The organism is Streptomyces sp. NPDC098781 (assembly GCF_044759995.1).
Classification (GTDB): Bacteria; Actinomycetota; Actinomycetes; order Streptomycetales; family Streptomycetaceae; genus Streptomyces.
The window spans coordinates 1,026,313-1,051,343 of record NZ_JBIWAK010000003.1 but is presented as its reverse complement, the minus strand read 5'-3'; the positions used below and the strand labels follow the sequence as shown (position 1 = coordinate 1,051,343).

Sequence of the window (25,031 nt, the reverse complement as noted above, 5' to 3'; positions counted from 1 at the left end):
CTTCGTTTGCCGGGAGCCGGGCCGTTGGCTAGTAGGCCGCTTCGAGGATCCCGAGGATCTCCTGCTCCGTCGGCTGTCGCGGCGCGTTGCCGGTCACGGCGTCCGCGAGGGCGCCGGCGGCGATGGAGCCCAACAGGTCGGGGCCGACACCGAGTTCACGCAGGGGCTGCTTGATGCCGAGCCCGCCGGAGATCTCCCGGACGGCGTCGATCGCGGCACCGGCCCAGTCGCCGTCGGCGGGCGGGTCCAGGCGCAGCGCGCGGGCGGTCTGCTCGTAGGCGTCCAGGGCGGCCGGGGCACTGAACTCCAGGACCTCCTCCAGGACGGCGGCCAGGGCGACACCGTGCGGGGTGCCGGTGTGAGCGGTCAGGGCGTGGCCGATGCCGTGCACGAGACCGAGCCCGGAGATGGTCAGCGCCTGGCCCGCGAGATGGGCGCCGAGCATCAGCTGCGCCCGTGCCTCCAGGTCCGAGCCGTCCCGGTGGGCCACCGGCAGCCAGCGCCCGACCATGGCCACCGCCTGGGCCGCGTACGCCGTGGAGACCGGGTTGGCGCCGCGCGAGGCCAGGGACTCGATGCCGTGCACCAGGGCGTCGATGCCGGTGGCCGCCGTGATCCGGGCGGGCAGACCGAGCGTCAGCTCGGGGTCGAGCAGCGCGATCCGCGGCTTGACCGAGGGGTGCCCGAGGTACACCTTGCGGCAGGCGGCGGTGTCCTCGATGACGCCGAAGCCGTTGGTCTCCGCTCCGGTGCCCGAGGTGGTGGGGATCGCGATCAGCGGCAGTCCGTCGAGCGCCTCCCACAGCGCGTCGGCGTCGGCCGCCGCCGCGTCGACGTTGCCGACGAGGAGCGAGATGCCCTTGGCGGCGTCGAGGACGGATCCCCCGCCCAGGGCCACGACGGCGGAGGGGCCGAAGGCACGCGCCCGGGCGGCTCCCTCGTCGACGTTGCCCGTGGACGGGTTGGCGCCCACCCCGTCGTACACCCCGTGCTCCACGCCCGCCGCGTCCAGGACCTTGAGGACCTGGTCGACGATGCCGGCCGCCCGCAGCCCGCGGTCGGTGACCAGGAACGCCCGGTCCATGCCGAGGGAGGAGACCAGCTCCGGCAGGTGCGCGAGCCGGCCGGCGCCGAACTCGATACGGCAGGTGGGATCGATGGTCAGCTGGCTGGTGAGGGACTCGCCCATGGCGTACGGCTCCTGGAAACGCGGCGGGAAAGGGGGTGGGAAGGGTCCGGTGGATCAGGCGGTGCTCAGCAGGGCCTCCTCCGGGCGGGGGAGGCGGAACTCCCGTCCGGCCAGCGCCTCGTACAGACGGACCGGGCTCATCTCCCCGGCCAGGTCGCCGTGCTGGGCCCGGGAGCGGCGGAAGATCTGCTCCACGAGAGCGGACAGTTCGGTGGAGACCCCCACGTCGCGGCCGAGATCGACGGCGAGGCCGAGGTCCTTGCAGGCGAGGGCCATGGCGAACGAGTCGTCGTAGTCGCCGTCGACCAGCACGGACAGCACGTCGTGCTCCAGGAACTGCGAGGCGGCGGGGCTGGCGAGCAGCGAGGCGCGCAGTACGCCGAGGTCCACGCCCGCCTTGGTGCCCATGGCCAGCACCTCGGACGAGGCGACGAGGTGCGTGAACCACAGCAGGTTGATCATCAGTTTGACCGTGTAGCCGGCTCCGAGGGGGCCCACGTGCAGCACCTTGTCGGGGTCGCCGACGGTCTCGAACACCGGCAGGCACATACGGAAGTCGTCCACCGTACCGCCGACGAATATCTGCAACCGGCCCGCCTCGGCGCCGTGCGCCATGCCGCTGACGGGGGCGTCGAGCCGGCGCACGCCGCGCCGGTCCAGCACCTCGGCGGCGATCCGGTCCGCGGCGGCCGGGGTCGAGGTCGACATGTCGACCCACAGGGCACCCTCGGGCAGGGCCTCGGCGGCGCCGCCGCGCAGCAGCACCTCCTCGACGATGCGCGGGTTCGGCAGCATCGTGATCAGCAGTTCGGCGTCGGCCGCGCACTCCGCCGGGGTGTCGGCCCAGCGGGCGCCGAGCGCCAGATGCCCGACGGCGGCCTCGGGCCTGGAGTCGTGCACGGTGACCAGGTGTCCCGCGTGGATCAGATGGCGGGCCATGTGGCTTCCCATGTTGCCCAGGCCGATGAAACCGATCCTCATCGATGTCCTCGCTATGTACCGGTGAAGGGATGTACGGGTGGAAGGGGAGGTGCAGGTGGAAGGGGTACGGCCGTTCAGGCCAGGTCGATCCAGGTGGTCTTGAGGGCTGTGTACGCGTCGAGCGCGTGCAGGGACTTGTCGCGGCCGGCGCCGGTGGCCTTGAAGCCGCCGAAGGGGGTGATGACGTCGCTGGCGTCGAAGGTGTTGATCCACACCGTGCCGGCCCGCAGCCGCCGGGCGGTGCGGTGGGCGACCTTCACGTCCCGGGTCCAGACGGAGGCGACGAGCCCGAAGTCGCTCTGGTTCGCCAGCCGTACGCCCTCGTCGACGTCACCGTCGTAGGAGACGACGGCCAGCACCGGGCCGAAGATCTCCTCCTGGCCGACGACGGACGTGTTGTCCACGCCGTCCAGCACGGTCGGTTCGACGAAGGTGCCGCCGGATTCGGTGAGTGTGCGCCCGCCGCCCAGCAGAACGCGCGCACCGTCCTGCTTCCCGCGCTCGATGTAGCCCAGGATCTTGGCCAGTTGGCCCTCGTCGACGATCGGACCCATCACGGTGGCCGGGTCCAGCGGGTCCCCGACGCGGAAGGTCTCGGCGGTGATCCTCCGTACGGCGTCCAGGAGCCGGTCCTTGACCGACGCGTGGACGACGACCCGCGAACCGGCGTTGCAGGTCTGCCCCGCGTTGTAGAAGATCCCCCAGGCCACGGCGGACGCGGCGGCGTCGATGTCGGCGTCGGCCAGCACCAGCTGCGGCGACTTGCCGCCGGCCTCCACGGCGACCTGCTTGCCGTTGGACTCGCCCGCGTACACCTGGAAGAGGCGGGCCACCTCCGCCGAGCCGGTGAAGGCGATCTTGTCGACCTCGGGGTGCCGGCCGAGGGCCTGCCCCGCGATCTCGCCCCGCCCGGGGACCACATTGAGCACGCCGTCGGGCAGTCCCGCCTCGGTGGCCAGCGCGGCGAGCCGCAGAGCGGCGAGCGAGGTCTGCTCGGCGGGCTTCAGCACGACGCTGTTGCCGGTGGCGAGCGCCGGGCCCAGCTTCCAACTGGTGATCAGCAGCGCGTAGTTCCACGGCACGACCGCACCGATGACGCCCAGCGGCTCACGGGTGATCAGCGCCAGCGCGTCGCCGGGGGTGGGGGCCACCTCGTCGTAGGTCTTGTCGAGGGTCTCGGCGTACCAGGCGATGGTCTCGGCGGCCTTGTCCACGTCGATGCGCACCGACTCGGTGATCGGCTTGCCCATCTCCAGCGTGTCGAGCAGGGCCAGTTCCTCGGCGTTCGCGCGGATCAGCTCGGCCCAGCGCAGCAGGATCCGCTTGCGCTCCCTGGGCGCGAGCTCCCGCCAGCGGCCGTCCTCGAATGCGGCCCGCGCGGAACGTACCGCCCGGTCCACGTCCTCGGCCCCCGCGGCCTGCACCTCGGCCAGCACCGCACCGTCACGCGGCGAGACGCTGGTGAAGCTGTCACCGGAGGCCGCGTCGGTGAAGGCACCGTCGATGAACGGACGCGTCTCGAAGGAGAGCTTGCCCGCGGCGGCCAGCCAGTCGTCGTAGGAGCGTGCCAGCAACTCGTCGATCGTGTACGTCACTTGATCCTCCAACGGTCGATCGCGTCCTCGTCCAGCTCTACGCCCAGACCCGGCTTGTCCGGGACCTCCAGGTCGCCCTCGGCGTTCACGCGGACCGGTTCGGCGAGCATGAAGTCGCGGCGCTCGGGGGTCCAGCCGGGCGGGTCGTAGGGGAACTCGAAGTAGGGGCCGCCGCCGACGCCCGCGGCGACATGCAGATTGGCGAGCACGCCGATGCCGTTGGTCCAGCTGTGCGGGGTGAACTGACGGTGCTTCAGCTGCGCCAGCTCGGCCAGGGTGCGGGCGCGCTGCATGCCGATCGCGAGCACCACGTCCATCTGGTAGATGTCGAGGGCGTCCTCTTCGAGATAGCGCAGCAGCTCAGTGGGGGAGTGGTGCATCTCGCCGGCGGCGATCCGCACACCGGGGTTCTCCGCGCGCAGCCGCTTGAAGCCGTCCAGGTCGGCGTACGGCAGCGGCTCCTCGACCCAGAACACGTCGAGCTCGGCGAGGCGGGCGATGGTCTTGCGGGTCTTCGCGAGGTCGGAGGCGTTCGCCGTGTCGCCCGCCATCCGCCAGGACTGGTTGAGGTCGACCATGATCTCGAAGTCGGCCCCGAGCTCCTCGCGTACGGCGCGCACCGCGGCGACGCCCTCGTCGATCCGGTTCCGGTCGATCCGGATCTTCAGGGCGCGGAAGCCTGCCTCGCGGACCTTCAGGGCGGTGGCGACCCGCTCCTCGGGGGACTTGAGCTCGCCGGAGGAGGCGTAGGCGGGGAGCTTCTTCGCCGCGTTGCCGAAGAGCTCCGACACCGGGCGGCCGTGCACCTTGCCGATGATGTCCCACAGCGCGGCCTCCAGGGGCCAGTAGTGCGCTCCGTGGAAGTTCGCGGTCTCGATCGCCTTCACGTGCCGGGTGATGTCGAGCGGGTCCTCACCGACGAACAGGTGTTTGTACGTCTCGAAGCCGTCCATCAGATCGCCGGAGCCGATGCCGGTGACACCCTCGTCGGTGTGGACACGGACGATCGTGGCGTCGAAGGCGCGGCGCGGCTCCGGGTCCCAGGCGGCACGGAAGGGCGGGTCCAGCTCCAGGCGAAGCCGGTCCAGGGTGATGTCGGTGATCTTCATCGGGCGAGCACCTCGGCGGTCGGCGTGTAGAACGGGTTGGCCGGGCCTTCCTTCGCGGCGGCCTGGATCTCCGTGACGGTGGGTGTACCGGTCACCGCGGCCCGTACCGCGCCGTACGCGGCGGCGCGCTGGTTGCGGAAGGAGACGTCCAGGTCGTCGACGGCCGGGTTGACCCACACCGCGGCGATGATCAGCAGGTCGTCGGCCTCCTCGGCCGGGACCAGACCCTCGTCGACCGCGTCCGCGACGCCCTGGGCGAGGCCGGCCTGCGCCGAGCCCCAGGTGGCCCGCTGGTGCAGCTCGCCCTCCGCGGCGGCCTTGGCCACGAACAGCGTCAGGGGCTTCACCGGTACGGACGGCCGTACGACCGTCATGAACGGGACGTGCCCGGCGCTCGGGGTGGCCAGCGCCGTCGCCCAGGCGGTCTCGACGGGGCCGCCCTTGCGTCCGATCACGATGTTCGTGTGCGCGGCGTTGGCGCCCTCACCGACGAAGGACTCGCCGATGAGCGCGGTCGGGGCAAAGGGCGAAGGCATGGAATCTCCTGGATCTCCGGGAGCGGGGAGCGGCGGTGGACCTGGGGTCGGCGGGGTGAGAGCAAAGCTCGCATACCTCGCAGTTCATCCGGCCCGATGCGGCGAATCTAGGTCCGACGGCATCCCCTCGCAAGGCGCTCGCGGGAATCGAAATGCCCGTTGCTCTCCTGACAACTTCCGGTCTGACCTGGGGGTTCCCCTACCCCAGGGCGCGCATACGATGGCCCCGTGACCGACTCTTCCTCGGCCTCCCGCGGACATGGCCTGCGCCGGGACATCGACCTGCTGGAGGCCCTCGCCTCCGACGAGGCGCAGAACGCCGGCGGCCTCGGCGTGGTCCGCCTCGCCCAGCTGGTCGGCCGGGAGAAGACCCAGGTCTCCCGGGCCCTGAAGGCACTCGCCGCCGAGGGCATCGTCGAGCGCGACCCGGACACCCTGGAGTACCGCCTGGGCTGGCGGCTGTTCTCCCTGGTGGCCCGGACCTCCGAGAGCCGGCTGGTGCGGGTGGCCGAACCGGTCATGCACACGCTGTCCGCGGACCTGGAGGAGACCAGCCATCTGTGCGTGCTCAGCGACCGCGAGGTCCTCACCCTGCTGTCGGTCTCCGGACACTCCTTCCGCGTCCACGGCTGGGAGGGGCGCGGAGTGCCCGCCTGGCGGCTGTCCGCCGGTCGCATGCTGCTCGCCGACGCGACCCCGGACGAGCTGTACGTCCGCTTCGGCACGACCGGTGAGATGCCGGTGCAGGAGCTGTGGTCGCTCATCCAGGACGCCAGGCGGCAGGGGTACGCGCGGGTGAGCGAGGAGTTCGAGGAGGGGCTGGTCGGCGTGTCGGCGCCGGTGCGGGACTTCCGGGGCCGGGTCGTCGCGGCCATCAACATCTCCGCCCCCAAGGCCCGGCTCGGCGACCGTCTCGACGAGGCGGGGCGTACCACGGCCCGGGCGGCGGCACGGGTGTCGTCGCTGCTGGGCTGGGAGCCGCGGCGCACTCCGCAGGTGCGGGCCCGGCTGACCTGACGGCCGCGGCCCGCCCGTACGCCCGTACTCCCGGCCATGATCGGCGAGTTGCCCTCAGAGCAACCCCCGTTTCGATCCGCCGGAGTGGCCTTGTCCGCCGTATGACGCGCTCGTAAATTCACCGCGCATCGGACAGCCCCGTCCGGAACGGAGAAATGAGCAGCTCATGAACCTCGCCGGTATCGATCTCCTGGCCAAGGCCCCGCTCGCGGAAGGCGATGTGTTCCTCGGCGGCCGATGGCTGCCGGCCGCCGACGGACGGACCTGTCCCGTCCACGACCCGGCCACCGGCGAACTGATCCGCGAGGTCTCCTCGGCGGGCCCGGAGGACGCCCGCGCGGCGACCGAGGCGGCCGTGGCCGCCGCAGCCGGCTGGCGTGCGACACCGCCCCGGCGGCGCTCGGAGATCCTGCACCGCACCTTCGAACTGATGCATGAGAACAAGGACGCTCTCGCCCGGCTGATCGTGCTGGAGAACGGCAAGGCCTACCGGGACGCGGCGGCCGAAGTCGGTTACGCCGCCGAGTTCTTCCGCTGGTTCGCCGAGGAAGCGGTCCGCGTCGGCTCCTCCTTCGGGGACGCCCCGGCCGGCGGCTACCGGCATGTCGTACGCAAGCACCCCGTCGGCGTCACCGCATTCGTCACCCCCTGGAACTTCCCGGCCGCCATGGCCACCCGAAAGATCGCCCCGGCGCTCGCGGCAGGCTGCCCCGTGCTCCTCAAGCCCGCCCCGGAGACCCCGCTCACCGCCCTCGCCGTCGCCGCGCTGCTCGCCGAAGCCGGCCTGCCCGACGGCCTGTTGAACGTCCTGCCGACCGACCGCGCCCCCGAGGTCGTCGCCGCCTGGCTCGGCGACGAACGGGTCCGCAAGTTCTCCTTCACCGGCTCCACCGCCACCGGCAAGCTGCTCCTGGAGCAGGCGGCGGCGAACGTCGTCAACGTCACCATGGAGCTCGGCGGCAACGCCCCGTTCGTCGTCTGCGCGGACGCCGACGTCGACGCGGCCGTGAGCGGCGCGATGGACGCCAAGATGCGCGGCGGCGGCGAGGTCTGCATCGCCGCCAACCGGTTCTACGTCCACGAGTCCGTCGCCGCCGAGTTCACCGAGAAGTTCGGGGCCGCCATGGCCGCCGTACGCGTCGGACCCGGCCTGGAGGACGGCGTCGCCCTCGGCCCCATGATCAACGGGGCGGCCGTCGACAAGATCCGTTCCCTCGTCGACGACGCCCTGGCGCGCGGCGCGCGGATCGCCGCGCAGGGCGAGACACCCGAAGGACCCGGCCACTTCCACCCCGCGACCGTCCTCGTGGACGTCCCCGACGACGCCCGCCTCCTGCACGAAGAGGTCTTCGGCCCGGTCGCGCCGCTCACCACCTTCACCGACGAGGACGAGATGCTCACCCGTGCCAACGCCACGGTCCACGGCCTCGCCTCGTACGTCTACTCCCGCGACGTCGGCCGTGCGCTGCGCATCGCCGAACGCCTGGAGGCCGGCATGGTCGGCGTCAACCGCGGGCTGCTGTCCGACCCCGCGGCCCCGTTCGGCGGCGTCAAGCAGTCCGGCCTCGGCAGGGAGGGCGGCCGGGAGGGCATCGAGGCCTTCCTGGAGACGCAGTACATCGCCCTCGACTGGCCCCTGTGATCCTCGCCCCTCGCCTCCCCGCCCCACCTCTCCGCTCTCCCGCCGCTCATGACAAGGACCGCCCATGGCAATGACGCCTGCGACCCAGCACCAGCCCAGTACTCCTGAGGTCTCCGGGCACGACCGCGAACGCCGTCGTCTGCACATCAAGTTGAAGCTCGCCACGCAGATCGGGCAGGGCATCGACGGCTACATCATCGGCGGCATAGGCATGGCGATGGCCGCGCTCACCACCGACCTCCACCTGTCCACCTTCATGCAGGGACTGGTCGGCGCGTCCCCGCTGATCGGCATCTTCATCGGCGGACCGCTCTTCGGCCGGCTCGCCGACCGCTTCGGGCGGCGCCCGGTGTTCCTCGTCGACATGCTGATCTTCCTGATCGGCTCGGTCCTTCAGTTCTTCGTCACCGACGGAACCCAGCTCTTCCTCATCCGCCTGCTGATGGGCGTCGCGATCGGCGGCGAGTACGCGATCGGCGCGCCCCTGCTGTCCGAGTACGCGCCCCGGCACGGCCGCGGCCGGCTGCTGGCCAGCCTGGAGATCAGCTGGTACGTCGGCTACGCGCTGGCGACGGTCGTCGGTGCCCTGTTCGCGGACGTCGACGGCGGCTGGCGGTGGTCCCTGTCCAGCAGCGCGGTGATCGCCGTGGTGTGCGTCGCGCTGCGCGGCGGCATCCCGGAGTCGGCACGCTGGCTGCTGAGCAGGGGGCGCCGCGAGGAGGCCGAGGCGCTGATCGAGAAGTACGGCATCGAGGTGGACGTCGCCGCCGAAATCGACGAGTCCCAAGCGCCCGCGCGGGAGGGGTTCCGGGCCCTGTTCAGCCGGCGGCACCTGCGCAGCACGGTGTTCGCCAGCGTCTTCTGGGCGGCGCTCGTCCTGCCGTACTTCGCCATCGGCACCTTCTGGACCCAGGTGTTCGAAGCGCTGAACATGGGGGACAACGCGGTCGCGGCGCTGCTCGTCTACTCCTTCACCGCGGTGGCCGGCGTGACGGCGGGCTGTCTCGTCGTCGACCGGATCGGCCGGCGCAGGCTGCTCATCCCGCCCTTCTGGATCACCGCCGGCGCTCTCGCCCTGGTCGCGTTGTGGCCCACGTCCACCCCGGTCATCGTCGGCGGCTTCCTGTTCTTCATCTTCCTCAACGCCGCCTCGAGCGCACTGACCGCCATCTATCCGCTGGAGGTCTTCCCGACCTCCCTGCGCACCACCGGTGTCGGCTTCGCCACCGCGATGAGCCGGGTCGGCGCGGCCATCGGCACCTTCCTGCTGCCGATGGGCCTGGACCGGTACGGGGCGGAGTTCGTGCTGCTGATCGGTGCGGGAGTGCTCGCGCTGGGCGGTTTGGTCTCGCAGTTCCTCGCCCCGGAGACCACCGACATGGACCTCGCCCGGGCGGCGCGCAAGGCACGCGGAGCCTAGCCACCGCACGAGAAGCGACGGCCCCGCAGGCGAACGCCTGCGGGGCCGTGCGCCGTCGAGCGTCAGGCGTAGGCGTCGAAGGGGATCCCGGACGGCTTCGCGTAGTTGAGCGCCCACTGGAAGTCGCCGTCGTCGATCTTGACGGTGGCCGATCCGAAGTCGGCGCTCATGAGCTTGTCGCGGTACCCGGCCGGATAGCCGTTCCAGCCGACCAGGCGGGGGAAGAACCAGTTGCCGGTGGCGTTCTCCGCGGGTTCGTCGTTGGCGTTGGCGAACCGGAAGCAGTGACTGGAGACGCCGTCCTTGTGATAGACGATCTTCGGATGGGTGCCGTCGAAGCGGATCGCCGAACGGGCCGCCAGTTGGTAGGTGTTGTGCTGGGACACCGACACGTACTCGGCCTGGTTGTCCTTGACCCACACGATGACGTGTTCCCAGTCGTGGGTGTGCCCCAGTGCCGCCGGACCGAGGGTGATCTGGTCCTTCTCGAAGTAGCTGGCGTACATCACCGCGCACCAGCCGTTGTTGCACTTCGCGCGCGAATAGGTGTTGGCGTTCGCCAGCTGGGCGTAGTCATGGCACTTGCCGTTGACGTCACCGCCGAGCCTGAGACCCGGGTTGAGGGTCCCGTCGGCTCCGATGGCGGCCGTGGCGTAACAGCCGTCGCCGTCGTAGTCGTAGGCCGGGGAGAACGTCTGCTCCAGGCCGTCGGCGTTCTGGGGCAGCAGGGTCAGGACACTCGCCTGGGCGCTCGCGGGGAGGGCCACAACGAGTGTCATCGCACCGAGAACGGCCATCACGAGGGTGCTCGACTTGCGCATCACGGCTCCCGGTTCAGCAGTAGAGGTTGCCGCCCGGCGAGACGCCGAGGATCGAGGTGAACCGGTTGTATGCGTCGACGCGGCTCTGCACCTGGGCCGGGTTCTTGCCGTCGCACTCCAGGGAGCCGTTGATGGAGCGGATGGTCTGGCCGAAGCCGGCCTGGTTGACCATGGCGTTGTGGGGGGTCATGGTGCCGGGGCCGGACTGGGTGTTCCAGTACCAGAGGCCGGTCTTCCAGGCGACGGCCGACTCGTTCTGCACCCGCCAGGGGTTGTTGAGCAGATCGATGCCGAGCGCGTCACCGGCGGCCTTGTAGTTGAAGTTCCACGACAGCTGGATCGGACCGCGGCCGTAGTAGGCGGCCTGCCCCGCCGGACAGCCGTAGGGCCGGCTCCAGTCGCAGTAGTGGGGGTAGTTGGCGGTGTTCTGTTCGACGATGTGGACGAGCCCGCCGGTCTCGTGGTTGACGTTGGCCAGGAAGGCCGCGGCCTCCTGCTTCTTCACCGTGTCGCTGCCGGTGGTGGCGAATCCCGGGTAGGCGCTCAGCGCGGCGGTCAGACCGCTGTACGTGTAGAACGAATTCCGGTTCGGGAACATCTGGTTGAACTGCGCCTCGGTCACCACGAAGCCCGACGGGTTGCCGTTGCCTCCGCTCGCGGGCGCGTTCCACTTCTGGTTGGCGGCGCCGGTGCAGCTCCAGATCTGTAGCCGGGTGCCGTTGGCGCTGTTGTTCTCCCGCACGTCCAGGCACTTGTTCGCGGCCGGGTTGACGATGTCGCGCGCACCGGTGACGACCCACTGCTGGTTGGCGCCGCCCGAGCAGTCCCACAGCTGGACGGCGGCACCGTCGGCGGTGCTCCGGTCGACGACGTCGAGACACTTGCCGAGCGCGCGCAGCGTCCCGTCACCGGAGTTGGACCAGATCTGGGCGCCGGTACCGTTGCAGTCGTAGAGCTGTACGGCGGTGCCGTTGGCGTTGCTCGCGCCCGCCACGTCGACGCACTTGCCGGCGAGCCCGGTGATCGTGCCGTCGGCGGCCTGGGCGGGGGTCACGGTGAACAGCGCGGTGAGGACGGCGGAGAGCACGGCGAAGACCGCGAGGCGGGGTCTGAGCTGGGTCATGGACATGGTTGGGGACGCTCCCTGGAGGTGTCGGGGGGTGGATCGGCCGCCCCTCGGGACGAGGGGCGGCCGACGGTGGAGCTCAGTGGCGCGTTACGGGTAGCTCTTCAGATTGGCCACGTTGGTCGTGGAGTTGGACGGGCCACCCGTGTTGTTGACGACGTGCCGGATGGTGCCCGTACCGCCGAGGGAGACGGTCACCGTGCTGGTGAAACGCACTCCCGCGTTGTTCGGCGCCTCGATGGCCCGCTCGGCGGTCACACCCGGGTTGACGTTGAAGAAGCAGTAGCTGCCGAGGCCGTAGGCCTGGTGGCTGGTGACGGAGTCCGCGACCTTGTAGGCGGCGTAGCCCTGCGTGGAGCCGTTCATCCAGGCCGCCTGGTTGGGCGGGTCGTACGGCATCTCGTTCTGGTAGAAGTACGTCCGGCCGCCGTTGCCGTTCCAGATGGTCTGGTACTTCTGGTAGTGCTCGACGAACAGGCCGTACGCGGTGACGTTGTCGCCGTTGACGATCAGACCGGTGTCCCCGGTGTTGGTGTTCCAGCCGACACCGTTCCCGTGGTCGGCGCGCCAGATCCACATGTGGTCGCCGATGACGTTGTCGCTGTTGATGACGAGGCTGGTGGTCGCCTTGCCGACGGCGGCGCCGCCGACGCGGAAGTACACGTCGTGCAGCGAGGTCGGGTTGGCGGCGTGCGAGGCGGACGAGCCGCTCGGGCCGACCTCCATCAGGGTGGGCGAGTTGGTGGTGCCGGCGTCGAACAGGACACCGGCGATCTTCACGCCGTCCACGTCGGCCACCTTCATCGCGGTGACGCCGTTGTCCGGGATGAACGTGGCGAGACCCAGACCGAGTACGACCGTGTCGGCACGGTTCACCTGAAGCGTCTGGTTGAGGTGGTAGACACCCGGGGTGACCAGGAGGTTCTTGCCGGCCGCCAGAGCCGCGTTGATGTCGGCGGCGGTCGCGCCCGGCTTCACGACGTAGAAGGAGTCGAGGGACATCGACGTACCGGACGGCGCACCGCCCGCCCAACTGGTCGCCGTGGAGTTGGACCGCACCGACGGCACGAACACCTTGTACGCGCCGCCGCCGTCGACGTACAGGAACGGCTTCTCACGGCTGACCGGGGTCTGCGCGACCGTGGTGTACGGCGGGTTGGGGAAGCTGGTGCCCGGGACGCCCTGGCTGCCGACGAACACCATGTTCCAGTTGGAGCCGGTCCAGCTGCCGAGCTGGGAGTTGCGGGTCAGCCACTGCTGCTGGCTGCCCGAGTTGACCTGGCCGTCGACCTTGGTGTCGGCGAGCAGACCGCCGCTGGACCAGCCGCCGTCGTCCAGGGCGAGGTTGCCGCGCAGATGCATCCGGCGGTAGGCCGACGCCTGCGAGACCGCCCAGCGGTCGGCGCCGTTCGTCGGGTTGACGGACAGGTTCTCGGCGCCGCGCCAGAAGTTCTGGGTGGCGTTCTGCGGCGGGAACCAGTCCGCCTCGGCGTGCACCGCGCCGTTGATCGTGACCGCGTCCGGGGACAGACCGAGGCCGGCGACCTGGGTGTAGAAGCCGACGTTGACGTTCGCGTTGTAGGAGCCCGGCTTGAACAGGACGGCGTAGCGCTGGGAGCCGAACTGGTTGGTCTCCTGCTGCTGGAAGATGGAGTTCAGCCGGTTCTGGATGGTCGAGGACGACATGGACGGGTCGAAGACCACCACGTTCGGGCCGAGGTCCGGGTTGGCCGTCGACTGGTTCACCGGGACCACCTGGAACCGCTGGGCGGCGCTGCCGTTGCAGGTGTACTGCACGAACTGCACGCTGTCGGCGAGCGAGGCGCCCGGGTCGTCCAGGCACTTGCCGCTGTTGCGGTTGACGAAGCGGTAGACGCCGCCGCCCTCGTCGACCGGCAGCCACTGCTGGTTGGCACCGCCGCCGTAGGCCCACAGATGGACGGGTGCGCCGTCGGCGGTGGAGACGTCGGCGACGTCCACGACCTGACCGGTGTTGTTGCGGTTGTTGATGCGGACGTAGCCGTCACTGGTGGGCGTGAAGCTCCAGTTCTGTGCCGTGGAGCCGTTGCAGCCGTACTGCTGCACGACGGTGCCGTTGGCGGTGCCGGCCGCTCGCGGGTCCAGACACCGGCCGCTCGCGGCGTTCATGACGGTCGCGAAGTCGGCGGGCAGTGCGGCGGCGGCGCTCTCCGCGGCGCCGGCCGGGGCGGGGGCGGAGGTGAGCAGGGAGGCGGCTGCCAGGGTGACGAGGGTGACGGCGGTGGATCTGCGGAGGCGCTTGAGCGCCGGACGCGGGATGGGCACGGGTTCTCCTTGCCGGGCGAAGCGAGACGGAGGTTCCGGCCGAGGGCCGGTGAGGTGCGGTCGCTGGTGGGGGTGGCTGGTTCAGCCGGTGTAGTCGGCGAAGACGCGGGTGTAGTCCCAGTCGGACTGGCCGACGCCGGAACAGCTGTCGGCGGGGCCGCCGGTGCAGGGGCGGTCGCGGTTGACGGACCAGAAGGTGAGCCGGGCCAGGTGGTGTTGCTGGGCGTAGGCGAGCATGGTGCGGAAGTCGGCGACGGTGACGGTCTCGTTCTGGTCGGTGATGCCGTTCATCGACGAGATGCCCATGGACCGGTAGGCCTGATCGTCGCTGTAGCCGTACGCCGACTTCAGCGCGCTCTTGAGGCCTTCGGCGGCCCGCACGGACAGCTCGCCCATGTTCTGGCCCGCGCCGCCGAAGTTGAACGGCATGATCGTCCAGGCGTCCACCGTCAGACCGGTGTCCGCGGCCCGGTCGATCAGGCTGGTGTCGGGGCCGTTCTGACCGGTGCCGATGGTGATGTACACCTTCAGACCGGGGTTGTCGGCCTTGACCTTCTTCAGCGCGTCGACGGTGCGCTGCTGCACGGTCGGGCTGTCGTAGGCGTCGGCTTCGAGGTCGATGTCGATGGCCTTGAGCCCGAAGGCGCTGATGACCTTCTGGTAGGCGGCGGCCAGTGCTCCCGCGTCGGCGCAGGAGCTCTCCAACTTGTTGCCGCTCCAGCCGCCGAACGACGGCACGACGTCACCGCCGTTCGACCGCACGGTCTCGATCGTGCGCTGGTCGACACCGCCGGTCAGGGCCCGGCCGCCGTCCCACTGCGGGTCGCAGTAGCCGTTGCTGAGCACGAAGGCGAGCGTGAAGTTCTTGACGCCGGTGGCGTCGCTGACGGTGGTGGGGTCGGGCGGGCTGCCCCATCCGTTGTAGAGGTACGGCGCCACGGCCATCGGCGGTGAGGGAGCGGCCGGTGCGGGGGGCGCGGTGAGCAGATTGATGCCGAGGGCTAGGGCGGTGAGGGATATCGCCGCGGGAAGAGGCTTGGGCATGTGCGGGGCCCTTCGTGGGGGGTGGGCGAACCTGGTCCGCGTTCACCTTCTGAACGGTCGGTGCGTCACGCGGTGCCTGGCTGACCCGTGAACCTAAAGGTATGGACCACTTCCGTCAAGACGTGAAGTAAGCATTGGGGGAGATGAGTTGAGGGACCTCCCGGAACGGGCCCGCTCACCTCCCGGAGCCCCGCCCCGGTACGTGGTACTTCTTGCCTTCCCGGCCCCGCCGCCGTCCCCGACCGTCGACGATCAGCCTGGTGGCACCGATATGACGAACCGCCCCTTCGGCCTGCGCCGCCGTCACATGGTCGTGGGTCCCGAACGACTCCTCGCCCTCGGCGACGCGGTGTTCTCCATCGCGATGACACTGCTCGCGCTCGACATCACCGTCCCGGACGGTCTGCGCGACGCCCAAGTCGCCCACGCCCTGCGGGATGCCGTGCCCACCATCGGCGCCTATCTGCTCAGCTTCGCCGTCATCGGCACGCTCTGGCTGGCCCAGCACGCCCTGTTCCGCCTGATCAGCGCGCTCGACCGCTGGCTGCTCCTCCTCTACTTCGTGCTGCTGGCGCTCGTCGCGGCACTGCCCTTCCCGACCCGGCTGATCAGCGAGTACGGCGACACGACCACGGCGACCGCCTGCTACGCGGGCTCGATCGCCGTGGCCGTGGCCCTGGTGTGCGGCATGTACGTGAGGCTGCTCGTCAACCCCGCGTCGGCGGCCCCGCACGCCTCCCCCACGGTGCTGAAGGCGGAGATCCGCCATGGCGCCCTGCTGGCCCTGGTCTTCGCCACTTCGGTCCCGGTGGCCTTCTACTCGCCCACCCTCGCCAAATACTGGTGGCTGCTGGCCATCGGGGGACGGCTGCTGCTGCGCAGACGCGATACCCCGGCCGGTGCGGCCGAGTGACCCCCGCAGAACCTCCCGACCTCAGCCGGCGGCGGCGCCGAACCACCGGCCCAGTGCCTCGTCCAGCCCCCGCTGGTCCTCACCGACCCACGCCACATGGCCGTCCGGTCGCAGCAGTACGGCAGGGACGTCCAGTTCCTCGGCGGCGTCGACGACATGGTCCACCCGGTCCGCCCAGTCACGTACCGAGAGCTGCCCGGTCCGGTCGAGCAGCAGCCCGCGCCCGGTGTGCATCAGCTCATACAGGCGCCCCTGCTTCAGACTCAGGTCCCGCATGCGCCGGCCGAGGAGTGCGTGGCCCTCGCCGAGGTCGTAGCGGACGTCGACGGCGGTGATCATCCCGGTGACGTAACGGTTCACTTCCGCGAAGTCCATCAGCTTCGTGAACAGGTCCCGCAACGCGGTCGCCCCCGGGTCGGTGCCCAGCAGGGTGATCTGCGCACGGGTGTTGGCCAGTACGGCGGCGCCCACCGGGTGCCGTTCGGCGTGGTAGGTGTCCAGCAGCCCCTCCGGCGCCCAGCCCCGGACCGCGGCGGCCAGCTTCCAGCCGAGGTTGAAGGCGTCCTGGACACCGAGGTTGAGCCCCTGTCCGCCGGTCGGCGGATGGATGTGCGCCGCGTCCCCGGCCAGCAGCACCCGGCCGACCCGGTAGCGCTCGGCCTGCCGGGTGGCGTCGCCGAACCGGGAGAGCCAGCGCGGCGAACGCGCGCCGAAGTCGGTGCCCGCGACGGCCCGCAACCGCTCCTTGAACTCCTCCAGGGTCGGCTCGCCCGCCCGGTCCTCGGCCACCCCGGCCGCGGGCACGACCACGCGGTACCGCCCGTCCTCGGTGGCCGACGCGCCGAACCTCAGCTGGCTCCTGCGGACTTCGGCCACGACGGCGGCGATCCGGTCCGGATCCTCGGTCAGCTCCATCTCGCCCAGCAGCGTCTCGACGGTGGCGGCCTCACCGGGGAAGCCGACGCCGAGCCGCTTGCGGACCTGGCTGCGTCCGCCGTCGCAGCCGACGAGGTAAAGCGAGCGAAGCCGCGTGCCGTCCGCCAGTTCGACGGTCACCCCGTCCCCGTCCTGGCTCAGCCCCACCACTTCGCGGCCGCGCCGGATGTCGACGCCCAACTCCCCGGCACGCTCCTCGAGCAGCCGCTCAGTGACCGGCTGCGGGGTGGCGACGCCGTACGGATGGGCCGTGTCCAGCCTGTCCGGCCACGGCTTGGCGATGCCGCCGAAGAGTCCGCCGACCTGGAACTTATCACTGACCGCGAGAAAACGGTCCAGGAGCCCGCGCTGGTCCATGACTTCGACACTGCGCGCGTGCAGCCCCTGCCCCCGGGACTGCCCGGTCGGCTCGGTCAGCTTCTCCAGCACGACCACCTGAACGTCGTGCAGCCGCAGTTCGCAGGCCAGCATCAAGCCGGTCGGGCCACCGCCGGCAATGACGACATCGATCATCACAATCCCCGTTTCCGCAGGTCCTGGCTTCGGTTCGGCGATTGTGCGGGACGAGGGGGACCTTGCCGCAAGCCCCCCGGTGCGCTATAAGTTGAGAGTGGCAAGGAGATCCAACGACTCCTTGCCTTTGCTGTTTCCCGGCCCGACGCCGGCGCCTGCGACGGCCGCCTCGCCGCCCGGCCGCGTCAGATCACGCAGCCCACATGCGCCAGCGCCTGCTTCAGCAGCACCCCGTGACCACCCGGCATCTCGCTCTGCACCGCCGGTGACAGGGCCTCCTGCGGGCTGAACCAGACCAGGTCGAGGGCGTCCTGACGGGGCCGGCAGTCGCCGGAGACCGGGACGACGTAGGCGAGGGACACCGCGTGCTGACGCGGGTCGTGGAACGGCGTGATGCCGTGCGTCGGGAAGTACTCCGCGACCGTGAACGGCTGGAGAGAGGTCGGCACCCGGGGCAGCGCCACCGGCCCGAGGTCCTTCTCCAGATGGCGCAGGAGGGCGTCACGGACGCGCTCATGGTGCAGCACGCGGCCGGAGACCAGGGTCCGGCTGACCGTACCGTCCGGTCCGATCCGCAGCAGGAGGCCGATGCTGGTGACCTCACCGCTGTCGTCGACGCGCACGGGCACCGCCTCGACATACAGGATGGGCATGTTGGCGCGTGCCTGCTCCAGCTCGTCGCTGGTCAGCCAGCCGGGCGTGATCTCGGTCATGTCAGACATTGCTTGATCATACTTTCCGGGAATTGCGAACGCTCAGTCGCGAGAGGGACGGGGGACGGGTTCGGTGAGTCCGTAGAGACGGCGGGCGTTGTCGCCTGCCGCCCACGCCGCGATCCGCAGCGCGTCCGGCAGGCTCAGCTCGTCGGCGTCCACCCGTTCCTGGAGCAACTCGCCCAGGCCGCGACGGAACGCCAGTGCGCCGAGCCGGTACGACTCGGCCAGACCATAGGCGTCGGAGCTGTACAGCAGTTTGCGGAACGGGGTGATCTCCAGGGCCTCGGCCAGGATCGCCCGGGAGCGGGCCGGGCCGACGTGATGCAGGGTGAGGCCCACGTCCAGGTACACCTGCTCGAAGACGGCGGCCAGATAGGCGGCCTGGCGCTGGAAGGGCCAGCAGTGCAGGAGCAGCACCGGAATCGTGCCCTTGGTCAGATGCAGCCAGTCCGTGAGGTGGGACGGGTCCACCCGGTGCAGGCGGATGTCGTCGTCGCCGAAACCGGTGTGGAGCTGGAGGGGCAGCCCCAGGTCCACCGCCGTCCACAGCAGATGCCGTACCAGGACCGGGTCGGCGAGTCGGCCGCCGGCCGCGAGCCACTGCCGGGCCGCCGCGGCGACGAGGGCGTCCGAGGGACGTGCCGGGTCCAGCTCGAAGCCGGTGCGGTAGGCGGCCACCGACTTCACGGCGACCACACCGGGCCGCCGTACGGCCTCCTCGACGGCCCCACGGAAGGCCGCGGGGTACGCGACCGGCTCGACGCCCCCGGCCGCGACCGCTTCGGCGACCGACTCCAGCCGTACGACCTCGTAGGCCGCCGCGTCGGCGATGTCCGCCAGTTCCCAAGGCGTGGTGATCGGGTGGGGTGTGTACCCCGTGTCGACGCAGAACGCCTCGGTACCGGCGGAGGCAGAAGCCGACGGCTCACCTCCCGTCCGCCGAGTTCCGCGCGCCGGGCCAGATAGGCGTCGGCGGGGGCGTGGCGCGGCAGGTCCAGCAGGGGTGCGCAGTGGCGGCGTACGGCGATGCCGAGCGGGGTGTCGAAGGTCGAGACACCGGGCCAGGGCTCGCCCTCAGTGAGCAGGGACTCGAAGCCGGCCCGGTCCAGGTCCTCGGTGACGATGCCATGGCAGTGATGGTCGACGAGCGGCAGCGCCGCGAGCGCCTCGTGGACCGGTCCGGTGGCGCTCATGTCAGTACTTCCACCGGTAGGCGGCGGCCACCTGGTCGTCGTCCAGGCCCGCCACGGCGCCGATCTCGCCCTGCCGTACGGCGATCACGGCGTCGGCGAGCACCGGGCCCAGCGCGGACCGCAGCACCTGGTCGGTACGGAACTCCTCGACGGCCTCGCCCAGCGACGCGGGCAGCCTGCGGATGCGCCGGGCCGTCAGTTCGTCCGCGCTCAGCCGTGCCGGATCCCCGGTGACCTCCTCGGGCAGTGCCGCGCTCGACGCCACCCCGTCCAGCCCGGCCGCGATCAGGCAGCCCAGGGCGAGATACGGGTTGGCGGCCAGGTCCACCGGCTTGACCTCCAGGTTGGCGGCCTGGTCGCGGTGGCCCGCCGTGCCGGTGACGACCCGCAGTCCCGCCTCCCTGGTCTCCCGGCCCCAGGCGGTGAACACCCCCGCCCACTGCGAGGGTCTGAGCCGCAGATAGCCGGCCGGGCTCGGCACGGTCACCGCGGTGAGGGCGGGGAGGTGGGTGAGCACGCCGGCCGCGAAGGACTCGGCGTCGGGCCGCATACCGTGGCGGCGGTCACCGCCCGCGTGCAGATTGACCCCCTCGCGCCAGACGGAGAGATGGACATGGCCGCCGTTGCCGACGCCCTGCCCGACAACCGCCGGGGCGAAGGACACCGCGAGGCCGTGCCGCCGGGCCACCGCGCGGATCGTCTGCCGTACCAGCACACTGTGGTCGGCCGCCGCCACCGGATCGAGCGCGGCCACCGACAGCTCGAACTGCCCCGCCGCGTACTCGGGATGGAACTGGTCGACCTCCACGCCCTGCCGCGCGAGCCCCGCCAGCAGATCGGCCGCGCAGTCGCTCAACTCGACCTGGCGGGTGGCGCTGTACGCCGGGCCCGTGACCGCGGGCACGAACGCGCCGTCGGGACCCGGCGGTTGCGCCACGGCCCACTCGATCTCGATGCTCGCCCTGAAGGTGACGCCGTGCCGCTCGGCGGCCTCCCGGACCGTCCGCCGCAGGAAGGTACGGCCGCACGCCGGATGCCGCTCGCCCTCCTGGGTCACGCGGTCGACCGGCGCCCACGCCCACCCGGGCTGACCGGCCAGCTCCACCAGGCGGTCCAGGTCCGGGTAGAGACGCAGATCGCCGTCCGGGGAGCCGAGGACATCGGTGGTGACGATGGAGTCGTTCGCCAGGAAGGTGTCGAACACCGGCGACATCCCGACACCCCAGGCCGCCGCAGAGCCGAGCTTCGCCGTCGGGATCGTCTTCACCCGGGCGACACCCGCCGTGTCGACGTAGGCCAGCACGATCCCGTGCACGCCCCGCCCGGCCAGCTCGCCGCTCAGCGCGCCGGCCCGCTCGACGTCGCCGGGACGCCCGCCGGGGACGGGGTCGGCAAGGGTGGTCATACGGTCTCCTCGACGAGCTCGGCCGGTCGGCTCCGGTGCGTGCGGTCCCTGTCGGCGTCAGGGTTTCACGCCGACCGCGCCGTACTGCGGCACCGGGGCGGGAGAGTCGGGGGCACGCCACTGCGAGCAGGACACCATGCCCGGCTCCAGCAGCTCCAGACCGTCGAAGAAGGCGGCTATGTCGGCGCCGCTGCGGGCGGTGATCGGCGGCGTGGCGTTCTCGTTCCAGAACTTCATCGCCGGGATCTGGCCCTCCCCGCCGAGCTCGGCGTCGAAGGTCGGGTGGGTCAGCACCAGGAGGGAGCCGGAGGGGACGGCGGCCACGACACGCCGTACGATCTCGCGCGCCCGGTCGTAGTCCAGGACGAAGTTGAGGATGCCCAGCATCATCACCGCGACCGGCTTGTCGAAGTCCAGGGTCTGCGCGGCCCGTTCGACGATGGCGTCCGGGTCGTGCACATCGGCGTCGATGTAGGCGGTGACGCCCGCGCGGGTGCCGGTCAGCAGCGTGCGGGCGTGCACCAGCACGATCGGGTCGTTGTCGACGTACACGATCCGCGAGTCGGGTGCGATGCGCTGCGCGATCTCGTGCGTGTTCTCCGCCGTCGGCAGGCCCGTGCCGATGTCCAGGAACTGCCGTATGCCGCGCTCCTCGGCCACGAAGCGCACGGCGCGGCCGAGGAACTCGCGGTCCGCGCGGGCGATGTCCCGGATGATCGGGAACATCCCGGCGACCTGCTCGCCCACCTGCTGGTCGACCTCGTAGTTGTCCTTGCCGCCGATCCAGTAGTTCCACACCCGCGCGTTGTGCGCCACACCGGTGTTCAGCCTCGCCGACCCGCCCGACGGGGTGTGGCCATCACTCACGACTCGTCCTCTCCTCGCACGAACGACCGAAACCGGTCATCGTCGCCATTGTGCCGCTCCGTTGATCACGCTGTCCCCGGAATCGGGAGAGCAGGTACGGCCGTTGGCACGTGCGGGAAGAGGAACGAGAAGGGAAGGGACAGGGATGGAGCGGGCGCGTGCTACTCGATCTCGCTGGGGGTCGAGGCGGGCGACTTCCCGGCCAGGACGTCGTTCAGCCGCTGGGTGCCCAGCTTGACCGCCTGCTCGACGGAGTCGTGCTCGTCCCCGTCGAGGCCGCCCGCGGTGACCGTGATCGCGTCCATGCCGACCCGTACGGCGGCGATGTCCTCGGTGAGGGTGGCCGGTTCGCCGTCCGCCGTGCCCTGCACCGTGATGCGCAGGCCGGCGCGGTCGTCGCCGACGTCGGGCAGGGAGGTCTCGATGACCTGGACGGTGCTCTCCTGGCCGTTGTTGGTCACGGTGAACTCGTCGCACTCCTGCGGCAAAGTCTTCAGCCAGGCCAGGGACTCCTGCGGGTCGGTCCGCTCGTAGGCGGCCACCTGGTACAGCAGCCGGGACTGGTCCTGCTGGAACCCGCGCAGCGCGGACGCCCCTGCCGGCTTGCCCAGCAACTGGTCCGTGTAGAGACCGTCCAGCAGCCGCTGGCAGTCGGCGGCGTCCGTCTTGCCGGTGAGGAAGTCGTCGACGTCGACCGTGCCGATGATCAGGGTGTCGTGCCAGTTGGCGACCTCGGAGTCCTTCACCTGCGTCCAGTCGTCCTCGATGTCCGCCGCGGTGATCAGCGCGGTCTGCGCGCCGGACTCGGTGAGCGAGGCGGTGGGCGAGGCGGAGGGCGAGCCGGTCGACGTCTGCCGGGCGACGGCCGCGGCTTGGGAGACGTCGTCGCCGCCGTCCGAGCAGGCCGCGGTGGTCAGCAACGCGCCGGCGGCCAGGGCCGAGCAGAGAACACGGACAGATCGGGACGGGCGACGGGTCATCTGGGCAGCCTCCTGTGGACGTGACGCGTGCCCCCAGCGCACCACCGCCCCTGACGGTGCACCAGCTGTGCCGGACCGTTCGGGTGAGGTGCGCTGGTTGCCGGGGTGAGCGGGTCGCCGCCCGTCAGGGACGCGGTTCCCGGTCTTGAACCGGCGTCGCCCGTCAGCGCTTGAGTCCCACCCCGCCGTACAGCGACACGATCCCCTCGTCGTCTGACGTCCGGTCCTCGGCGGCATCCGGGTGCCAGTCCGTGAGGGACACGATCCCCGGCTCCATCAGGTCGAGCCCCGCGAAGAAGCTGTTCACCTCGGCCTGGGTGCGGGCGACGAGCGTGACGCCTCCCGCCGCGTACGCCGCGATGCCGCGCCGCACGTTCTCCGGCTCGAAGTCGGCGGTCATCGCGGACAGGACCAGCGCGCTGCCCGGCGCCAGCGCGCCGACCAGGGTGTCGACCATGTCGTGGGCGCCGTCCTCGTCCGCGATGAAGTGCAGCAGGGCGATCAGCGACAGGGCGACCGGCCGGTCGAGGTCCAGGACCCGCCCGGCCTGTTCGATGATCGTGCCCGGGTCCCGCGCGTCGGCCTGGAGGTACTCCGTCACGCCCTCGGGCGTGCCGCGCAGCAGAGCCTCCGCGTGGGCGAGGACGATCGGGTCGTTGTCGACGTAGACGACGCGCGCGTCCGGTACGGCGGCCTGCGCGATCTGGTGGAGGTTCGGCTCGGTCGGTATGCCGGTGCCGATGTCCAGGAACTGGCGGATCCCCGTGTCCTGGACGAGCCGGCGCGTGGTCCGCCGCATGAAGCGGCGGTTGGCGCGGGCGGCGCGCGGAGCGTCCGTGTTGATCGCGGTGATCTGTCTGCCCAGTTCCTCGTCGACCGGGTAGTTGTCCTTGCCGCCGAGGAACCAGTCGTAGACGCGGGCCGGATGCGGTCTGGTCGTGTCGATGCGACTGACGGCCGGCTCGATTCCGGTCACGCACGGACTCCTCTGCTCGACAAGATCTGTTCGAGCAGTCTTTCACGATCATGAGGCCTCGCGGAGGCTGTCTTCGGCCACCTCCTTGTCCAGCGAGGCACGCACCAACGCGACGGCGAGCACGGCCGGTTCGGTGTCACCGGCCAGGTCCACCAGCCGGTCCGGGTCCTCGGGCAGGCCGAGCCGCCGGGCGCCGGACAGCGCCTTGCCATCCAGCCGGGGCGCCACTTCGGGCCAGACCCGCTGCGCCTCGCGCAAGAAGATGTCGGCGCCGGACGGGCCCAGGCCGGGGAACTCCTGGAGCAGCCGGCGCAGTTCGCCGACGTCACCGTCCGCCTCTTCCCGCAGCCGCCGCAGATCGCCGTCCCAGCGGTCGGTCAACAGCTCGGCGGCGTCGCCGAGTTGCGTGGCCGTGCGCTCGTCGTAGCGCCGGTAGCCGCCCCGGCCGAGCGCGTCGACCCGCTCCTGCCAGTCGGCGTCGGCCATCCGGCGCGGATCGCGTAGCCCGGCCTCGTACAGGGCGCGGGCGGAGTCGACGGCGATCGAGCCGCGGATCCGGGCGCTGAGCAGATGCGCCAGGACCAGCAGCCGGTACAACGGCTGCGGGGTGTCCTTGAGCGGGATGCCCGCCTCCTCGGCGAACGTCTGCCCGTGGCCGCGCACCAGCTCCCGTACGACCGTCCTGTCGTCCCTGCGGCCGCTCATGGCGTCAGCCGTTCATGCGGCTCATGCCGCTCACGGTGCTCATGTCGTTCATGCCGCTCATGGCCTCAGAGGATCGTGGCCGATCGTCATCAGCTGATGGCGACGGCGCGTCTGGTCGGGCTCGGGCTCGTTCTCGAGGTCGGTCTCCGCGGTGACGGTGTCCACGACGTCGTACATCGTCTGGATGTCGTCGTCCGTGAGGTCCGTCCGCCGCTTCTGGAGGATCGCGAGGACATGCTGCCCGGCCGGCGTGCCCGCCTGGTCGGGCAGCGGCTCGGTCTCCTCGTCCGCGTCGCTCACCCGGAGCCAGGTGGCCAGCTCCTGCGAGGTCATGTTCACCACGCGGTGGAAGTCCTCCCACAGCGCGTCGAGTTCGAGGGCGTCGGTCACGGGTTCTGCCCCTGTTCTCAGTCGTCGTACGGGGGTTCTCGGCGTTCTCGGTCTGCGCGCGGCCGGTTCTCGGTGTTCTCGGTCTGGGCGCGGCCGGTTCTCGGTGTTCTCGGTCTGCGCGCGGCCAGTTCTCGGCGTTCTCAGTCTGGGCGCGGCCAGTTCTCGGCGTCGAACATCCAGCGCTGCTTCTCCAGGTCGCCCGTGATGCTGATCAGCAGGTCCTGGGTCACCGGGTCCGGCTCGGCGGTGGCGGCGATGCGTTCGCGCAGCCGCTCGATGGCCCCCTCCAGCGTGTCCACGATCAGCTGGACGACCTCGGCGTCGCGCACCCAGCCCTCCTTCGGACCGGGCAGGGTGTAGGCCGCCGCGATCGTCTCCGGCCGGCCGTCGGGCGGCAGGCCGAGCGCGCTGGACCGTTCGGCGACGGTGTCGGCGTGGGTGCGGGCCAGCGAGACGACCTCGTCGAGCTGGAGATGGATCGACCGGAACCGCGGGCCCACGATGTTCCAGTGCGCCTGCTTTCCGATCAGCGAGATTCCGAGAAGATCGACGAGCGTGCTCTGTAGGGCGTCCCCGGCGATCCGGCGGGCCGGCTCCGGGAGCGTGCTCTTGACCACGGTCATCACGCACTCCTCCTTCTGGCTTGGTCATGG

21 protein-coding genes and 2 pseudogenes are annotated in these 25,031 nt (G+C 70.9%); 4 read left to right on the top strand and 19 right to left on the bottom strand.

Going from position 1 to position 25,031, the window contains the following annotated elements; all coding sequences use genetic code 11:
- Window positions 1-28: 28 nt before the first annotated feature.
- The 5 genes from ACIQWG_RS16460 to fae all read right to left on the bottom strand — a co-directional run bounded on the left by ACIQWG_RS16460 (window position 29) and on the right by fae (window position 5,410).
- Window positions 29-1,189: an iron-containing alcohol dehydrogenase family protein gene (locus tag ACIQWG_RS16460; RefSeq protein ID WP_404095620.1), complete on the bottom strand. Its 1,161-nt coding sequence runs from the start codon at window positions 1,187-1,189 to the stop codon at window positions 29-31.
- Between the two features lie 54 nt (window positions 1,190-1,243).
- Window positions 1,244-2,170, bottom strand: a complete 927-nt coding sequence (locus tag ACIQWG_RS16455) for an NAD(P)-dependent oxidoreductase (protein ID WP_404095617.1) — start codon at window positions 2,168-2,170, stop codon at window positions 1,244-1,246.
- A gap of 74 nt (window positions 2,171-2,244) precedes the next feature.
- A complete protein-coding gene (locus ACIQWG_RS16450) occupies window positions 2,245-3,765 on the bottom strand; it encodes an aldehyde dehydrogenase (RefSeq protein WP_404095614.1) in 1,521 nt (506 codons plus the stop codon).
- Entirely contained in the window at window positions 3,762-4,874 is a 1,113-nt protein-coding gene (locus tag ACIQWG_RS16445) for a mandelate racemase/muconate lactonizing enzyme family protein (RefSeq protein WP_404095612.1), read from the bottom strand. Before ACIQWG_RS16445 ends, ACIQWG_RS16450 begins: the two co-directional genes overlap by 4 nt.
- Window positions 4,871-5,410, bottom strand: coding sequence for a formaldehyde-activating enzyme (gene fae / locus ACIQWG_RS16440; protein WP_404095609.1), 540 nt, complete (start codon window positions 5,408-5,410; stop codon window positions 4,871-4,873). The genes ACIQWG_RS16445 and fae overlap by 4 nt, the downstream gene beginning before the upstream one ends.
- A gap of 228 nt (window positions 5,411-5,638) precedes the next feature.
- Between fae and ACIQWG_RS16435 the strand changes: the two genes are divergently transcribed.
- The 3 genes from ACIQWG_RS16435 to ACIQWG_RS16425 all read left to right on the top strand — a co-directional run bounded on the left by ACIQWG_RS16435 (window position 5,639) and on the right by ACIQWG_RS16425 (window position 9,489).
- Window positions 5,639-6,427 (top strand): IclR family transcriptional regulator, encoded by a 789-nt coding sequence (locus ACIQWG_RS16435; protein ID WP_404095607.1) that lies wholly within the window; start codon window positions 5,639-5,641, stop codon window positions 6,425-6,427.
- Window positions 6,428-6,593: 166 nt separating this feature from the next.
- Window positions 6,594-8,069, top strand: a complete 1,476-nt coding sequence (locus tag ACIQWG_RS16430) for an NAD-dependent succinate-semialdehyde dehydrogenase (protein WP_404095604.1) — start codon at window positions 6,594-6,596, stop codon at window positions 8,067-8,069.
- 64 nt (window positions 8,070-8,133) lie between these two features.
- Entirely contained in the window at window positions 8,134-9,489 is a 1,356-nt protein-coding gene (locus ACIQWG_RS16425) for an MFS transporter (protein ID WP_404095601.1), read from the top strand.
- A 62-nt stretch (window positions 9,490-9,551) separates the two neighbouring features.
- Here the strand turns inward: ACIQWG_RS16425 and ACIQWG_RS16420 are convergent, their stop codons facing one another.
- From ACIQWG_RS16420 to ACIQWG_RS16405, 4 genes and pseudogenes are all read right to left on the bottom strand, one after another.
- Window positions 9,552-10,310 carry an NPP1 family protein gene (locus ACIQWG_RS16420; RefSeq protein WP_404095599.1) on the bottom strand — a complete coding sequence of 253 codons (759 nt, stop codon included), beginning with the start codon at window positions 10,308-10,310 and terminating at the stop codon, window positions 9,552-9,554.
- A gap of 13 nt (window positions 10,311-10,323) precedes the next feature.
- A complete protein-coding gene (locus ACIQWG_RS16415) occupies window positions 10,324-11,433 on the bottom strand; it encodes a glycoside hydrolase family 19 protein (protein WP_404095895.1) in 1,110 nt (369 codons plus the stop codon).
- Window positions 11,434-11,526: 93 nt separating this feature from the next.
- The gene (locus tag ACIQWG_RS16410) at window positions 11,527-13,677 is read right to left on the bottom strand and encodes an RICIN domain-containing protein (RefSeq protein ID WP_404095894.1); all 2,151 of its coding nucleotides are present in this window, start codon (window positions 13,675-13,677) and stop codon (window positions 11,527-11,529) included.
- Window positions 13,678-13,821: 144 nt separating this feature from the next.
- Window positions 13,822-14,709, bottom strand: a pseudogene (locus tag ACIQWG_RS16405) (chitinase); the annotation flags it as partial.
- Window positions 14,710-15,055: 346 nt separating this feature from the next.
- On the opposite strand from ACIQWG_RS16405, the gene ACIQWG_RS16400 reads away from it, so the two are divergent.
- Window positions 15,056-15,697, top strand: coding sequence for a TMEM175 family protein (locus ACIQWG_RS16400; protein ID WP_404095596.1), 642 nt, complete (start codon window positions 15,056-15,058; stop codon window positions 15,695-15,697).
- Between the two features lie 21 nt (window positions 15,698-15,718).
- Here ACIQWG_RS16400 and rox read toward each other — a convergent pair whose 3' ends face one another.
- The 10 genes and pseudogenes from rox to ACIQWG_RS16350 form a co-directional block, all read right to left on the bottom strand.
- Window positions 15,719-17,146 (bottom strand): rifampin monooxygenase, encoded by a 1,428-nt coding sequence (gene rox / locus ACIQWG_RS16395; protein WP_404095593.1) that lies wholly within the window; start codon window positions 17,144-17,146, stop codon window positions 15,719-15,721.
- A 185-nt stretch (window positions 17,147-17,331) separates the two neighbouring features.
- Window positions 17,332-17,859 carry an NUDIX hydrolase family protein gene (locus ACIQWG_RS16390; protein ID WP_404095891.1) on the bottom strand — a complete coding sequence of 176 codons (528 nt, stop codon included), beginning with the start codon at window positions 17,857-17,859 and terminating at the stop codon, window positions 17,332-17,334.
- A gap of 42 nt (window positions 17,860-17,901) precedes the next feature.
- Window positions 17,902-19,055, bottom strand: a pseudogene (locus ACIQWG_RS16385) (amidohydrolase family protein).
- Between the two features lies 1 nt (window position 19,056).
- The gene (locus tag ACIQWG_RS16380; RefSeq protein WP_404095590.1) at window positions 19,057-20,460 is read right to left on the bottom strand and encodes a glutamine synthetase; all 1,404 of its coding nucleotides are present in this window, start codon (window positions 20,458-20,460) and stop codon (window positions 19,057-19,059) included.
- Window positions 20,461-20,517: 57 nt separating this feature from the next.
- Window positions 20,518-21,327, bottom strand: coding sequence for an SAM-dependent methyltransferase (locus ACIQWG_RS16375; protein WP_404095587.1), 810 nt, complete (start codon window positions 21,325-21,327; stop codon window positions 20,518-20,520).
- Between the two features lie 161 nt (window positions 21,328-21,488).
- Window positions 21,489-22,307, bottom strand: a complete 819-nt coding sequence (locus tag ACIQWG_RS16370) for a hypothetical protein (protein ID WP_404095585.1) — start codon at window positions 22,305-22,307, stop codon at window positions 21,489-21,491.
- A 163-nt stretch (window positions 22,308-22,470) separates the two neighbouring features.
- Window positions 22,471-23,283, bottom strand: a complete 813-nt coding sequence (locus ACIQWG_RS16365; protein ID WP_404095582.1) for an SAM-dependent methyltransferase — start codon at window positions 23,281-23,283, stop codon at window positions 22,471-22,473.
- 48 nt (window positions 23,284-23,331) lie between these two features.
- Window positions 23,332-23,988, bottom strand: coding sequence for an endonuclease (locus ACIQWG_RS16360; protein ID WP_404095580.1), 657 nt, complete (start codon window positions 23,986-23,988; stop codon window positions 23,332-23,334).
- Between the two features lie 57 nt (window positions 23,989-24,045).
- Window positions 24,046-24,378, bottom strand: a complete 333-nt coding sequence (locus tag ACIQWG_RS16355) for a DUF3140 domain-containing protein (RefSeq protein ID WP_404095577.1) — start codon at window positions 24,376-24,378, stop codon at window positions 24,046-24,048.
- A 140-nt stretch (window positions 24,379-24,518) separates the two neighbouring features.
- Window positions 24,519-25,001 carry a Dps family protein gene (locus ACIQWG_RS16350; protein WP_404095574.1) on the bottom strand — a complete coding sequence of 161 codons (483 nt, stop codon included), beginning with the start codon at window positions 24,999-25,001 and terminating at the stop codon, window positions 24,519-24,521.
- Between the last annotated feature and the right edge of the window lie 30 nt (window positions 25,002-25,031).

Excerpts from the sequence above, each read along its gene's own strand:
- ACIQWG_RS16460 (WP_404095620.1), bottom strand. The coding sequence starts at position 1,189 with ATGGGCGAGTCCCTCACCAGCCAGCTGACCATCGATCCCACCTGCCGT.
- ACIQWG_RS16455 (WP_404095617.1), bottom strand. The coding sequence starts at position 2,170 with ATGAGGATCGGTTTCATCGGCCTGGGCAACATGGGAAGCCACATGGCC.
- ACIQWG_RS16445 (WP_404095612.1), bottom strand. The coding sequence starts at position 4,874 with ATGAAGATCACCGACATCACCCTGGACCGGCTTCGCCTGGAGCTGGAC.
- fae (WP_404095609.1), bottom strand. The coding sequence starts at position 5,410 with ATGCCTTCGCCCTTTGCCCCGACCGCGCTCATCGGCGAGTCCTTCGTC.
- ACIQWG_RS16430 (WP_404095604.1), top strand. The coding sequence starts at position 6,594 with ATGAACCTCGCCGGTATCGATCTCCTGGCCAAGGCCCCGCTCGCGGAA.
- ACIQWG_RS16425 (WP_404095601.1), top strand. The coding sequence starts at position 8,134 with ATGGCAATGACGCCTGCGACCCAGCACCAGCCCAGTACTCCTGAGGTC.
- ACIQWG_RS16420 (WP_404095599.1), bottom strand. The coding sequence starts at position 10,310 with ATGCGCAAGTCGAGCACCCTCGTGATGGCCGTTCTCGGTGCGATGACA.
- ACIQWG_RS16415 (WP_404095895.1), bottom strand. The coding sequence starts at position 11,433 with ATGACCCAGCTCAGACCCCGCCTCGCGGTCTTCGCCGTGCTCTCCGCC.
- ACIQWG_RS16400 (WP_404095596.1), top strand. The coding sequence starts at position 15,056 with ATGACGAACCGCCCCTTCGGCCTGCGCCGCCGTCACATGGTCGTGGGT.
- rox (WP_404095593.1), bottom strand. The coding sequence starts at position 17,146 with ATGATCGATGTCGTCATTGCCGGCGGTGGCCCGACCGGCTTGATGCTG.
- ACIQWG_RS16390 (WP_404095891.1), bottom strand. The coding sequence starts at position 17,859 with ATGACCGAGATCACGCCCGGCTGGCTGACCAGCGACGAGCTGGAGCAG.
- ACIQWG_RS16380 (WP_404095590.1), bottom strand. The coding sequence starts at position 20,460 with ATGACCACCCTTGCCGACCCCGTCCCCGGCGGGCGTCCCGGCGACGTC.
- ACIQWG_RS16370 (WP_404095585.1), bottom strand. The coding sequence starts at position 22,307 with ATGACCCGTCGCCCGTCCCGATCTGTCCGTGTTCTCTGCTCGGCCCTG.
- ACIQWG_RS16360 (WP_404095580.1), bottom strand. The coding sequence starts at position 23,988 with ATGAGCGGCCGCAGGGACGACAGGACGGTCGTACGGGAGCTGGTGCGC.
- ACIQWG_RS16350 (WP_404095574.1), bottom strand. The coding sequence starts at position 25,001 with ATGACCGTGGTCAAGAGCACGCTCCCGGAGCCGGCCCGCCGGATCGCC.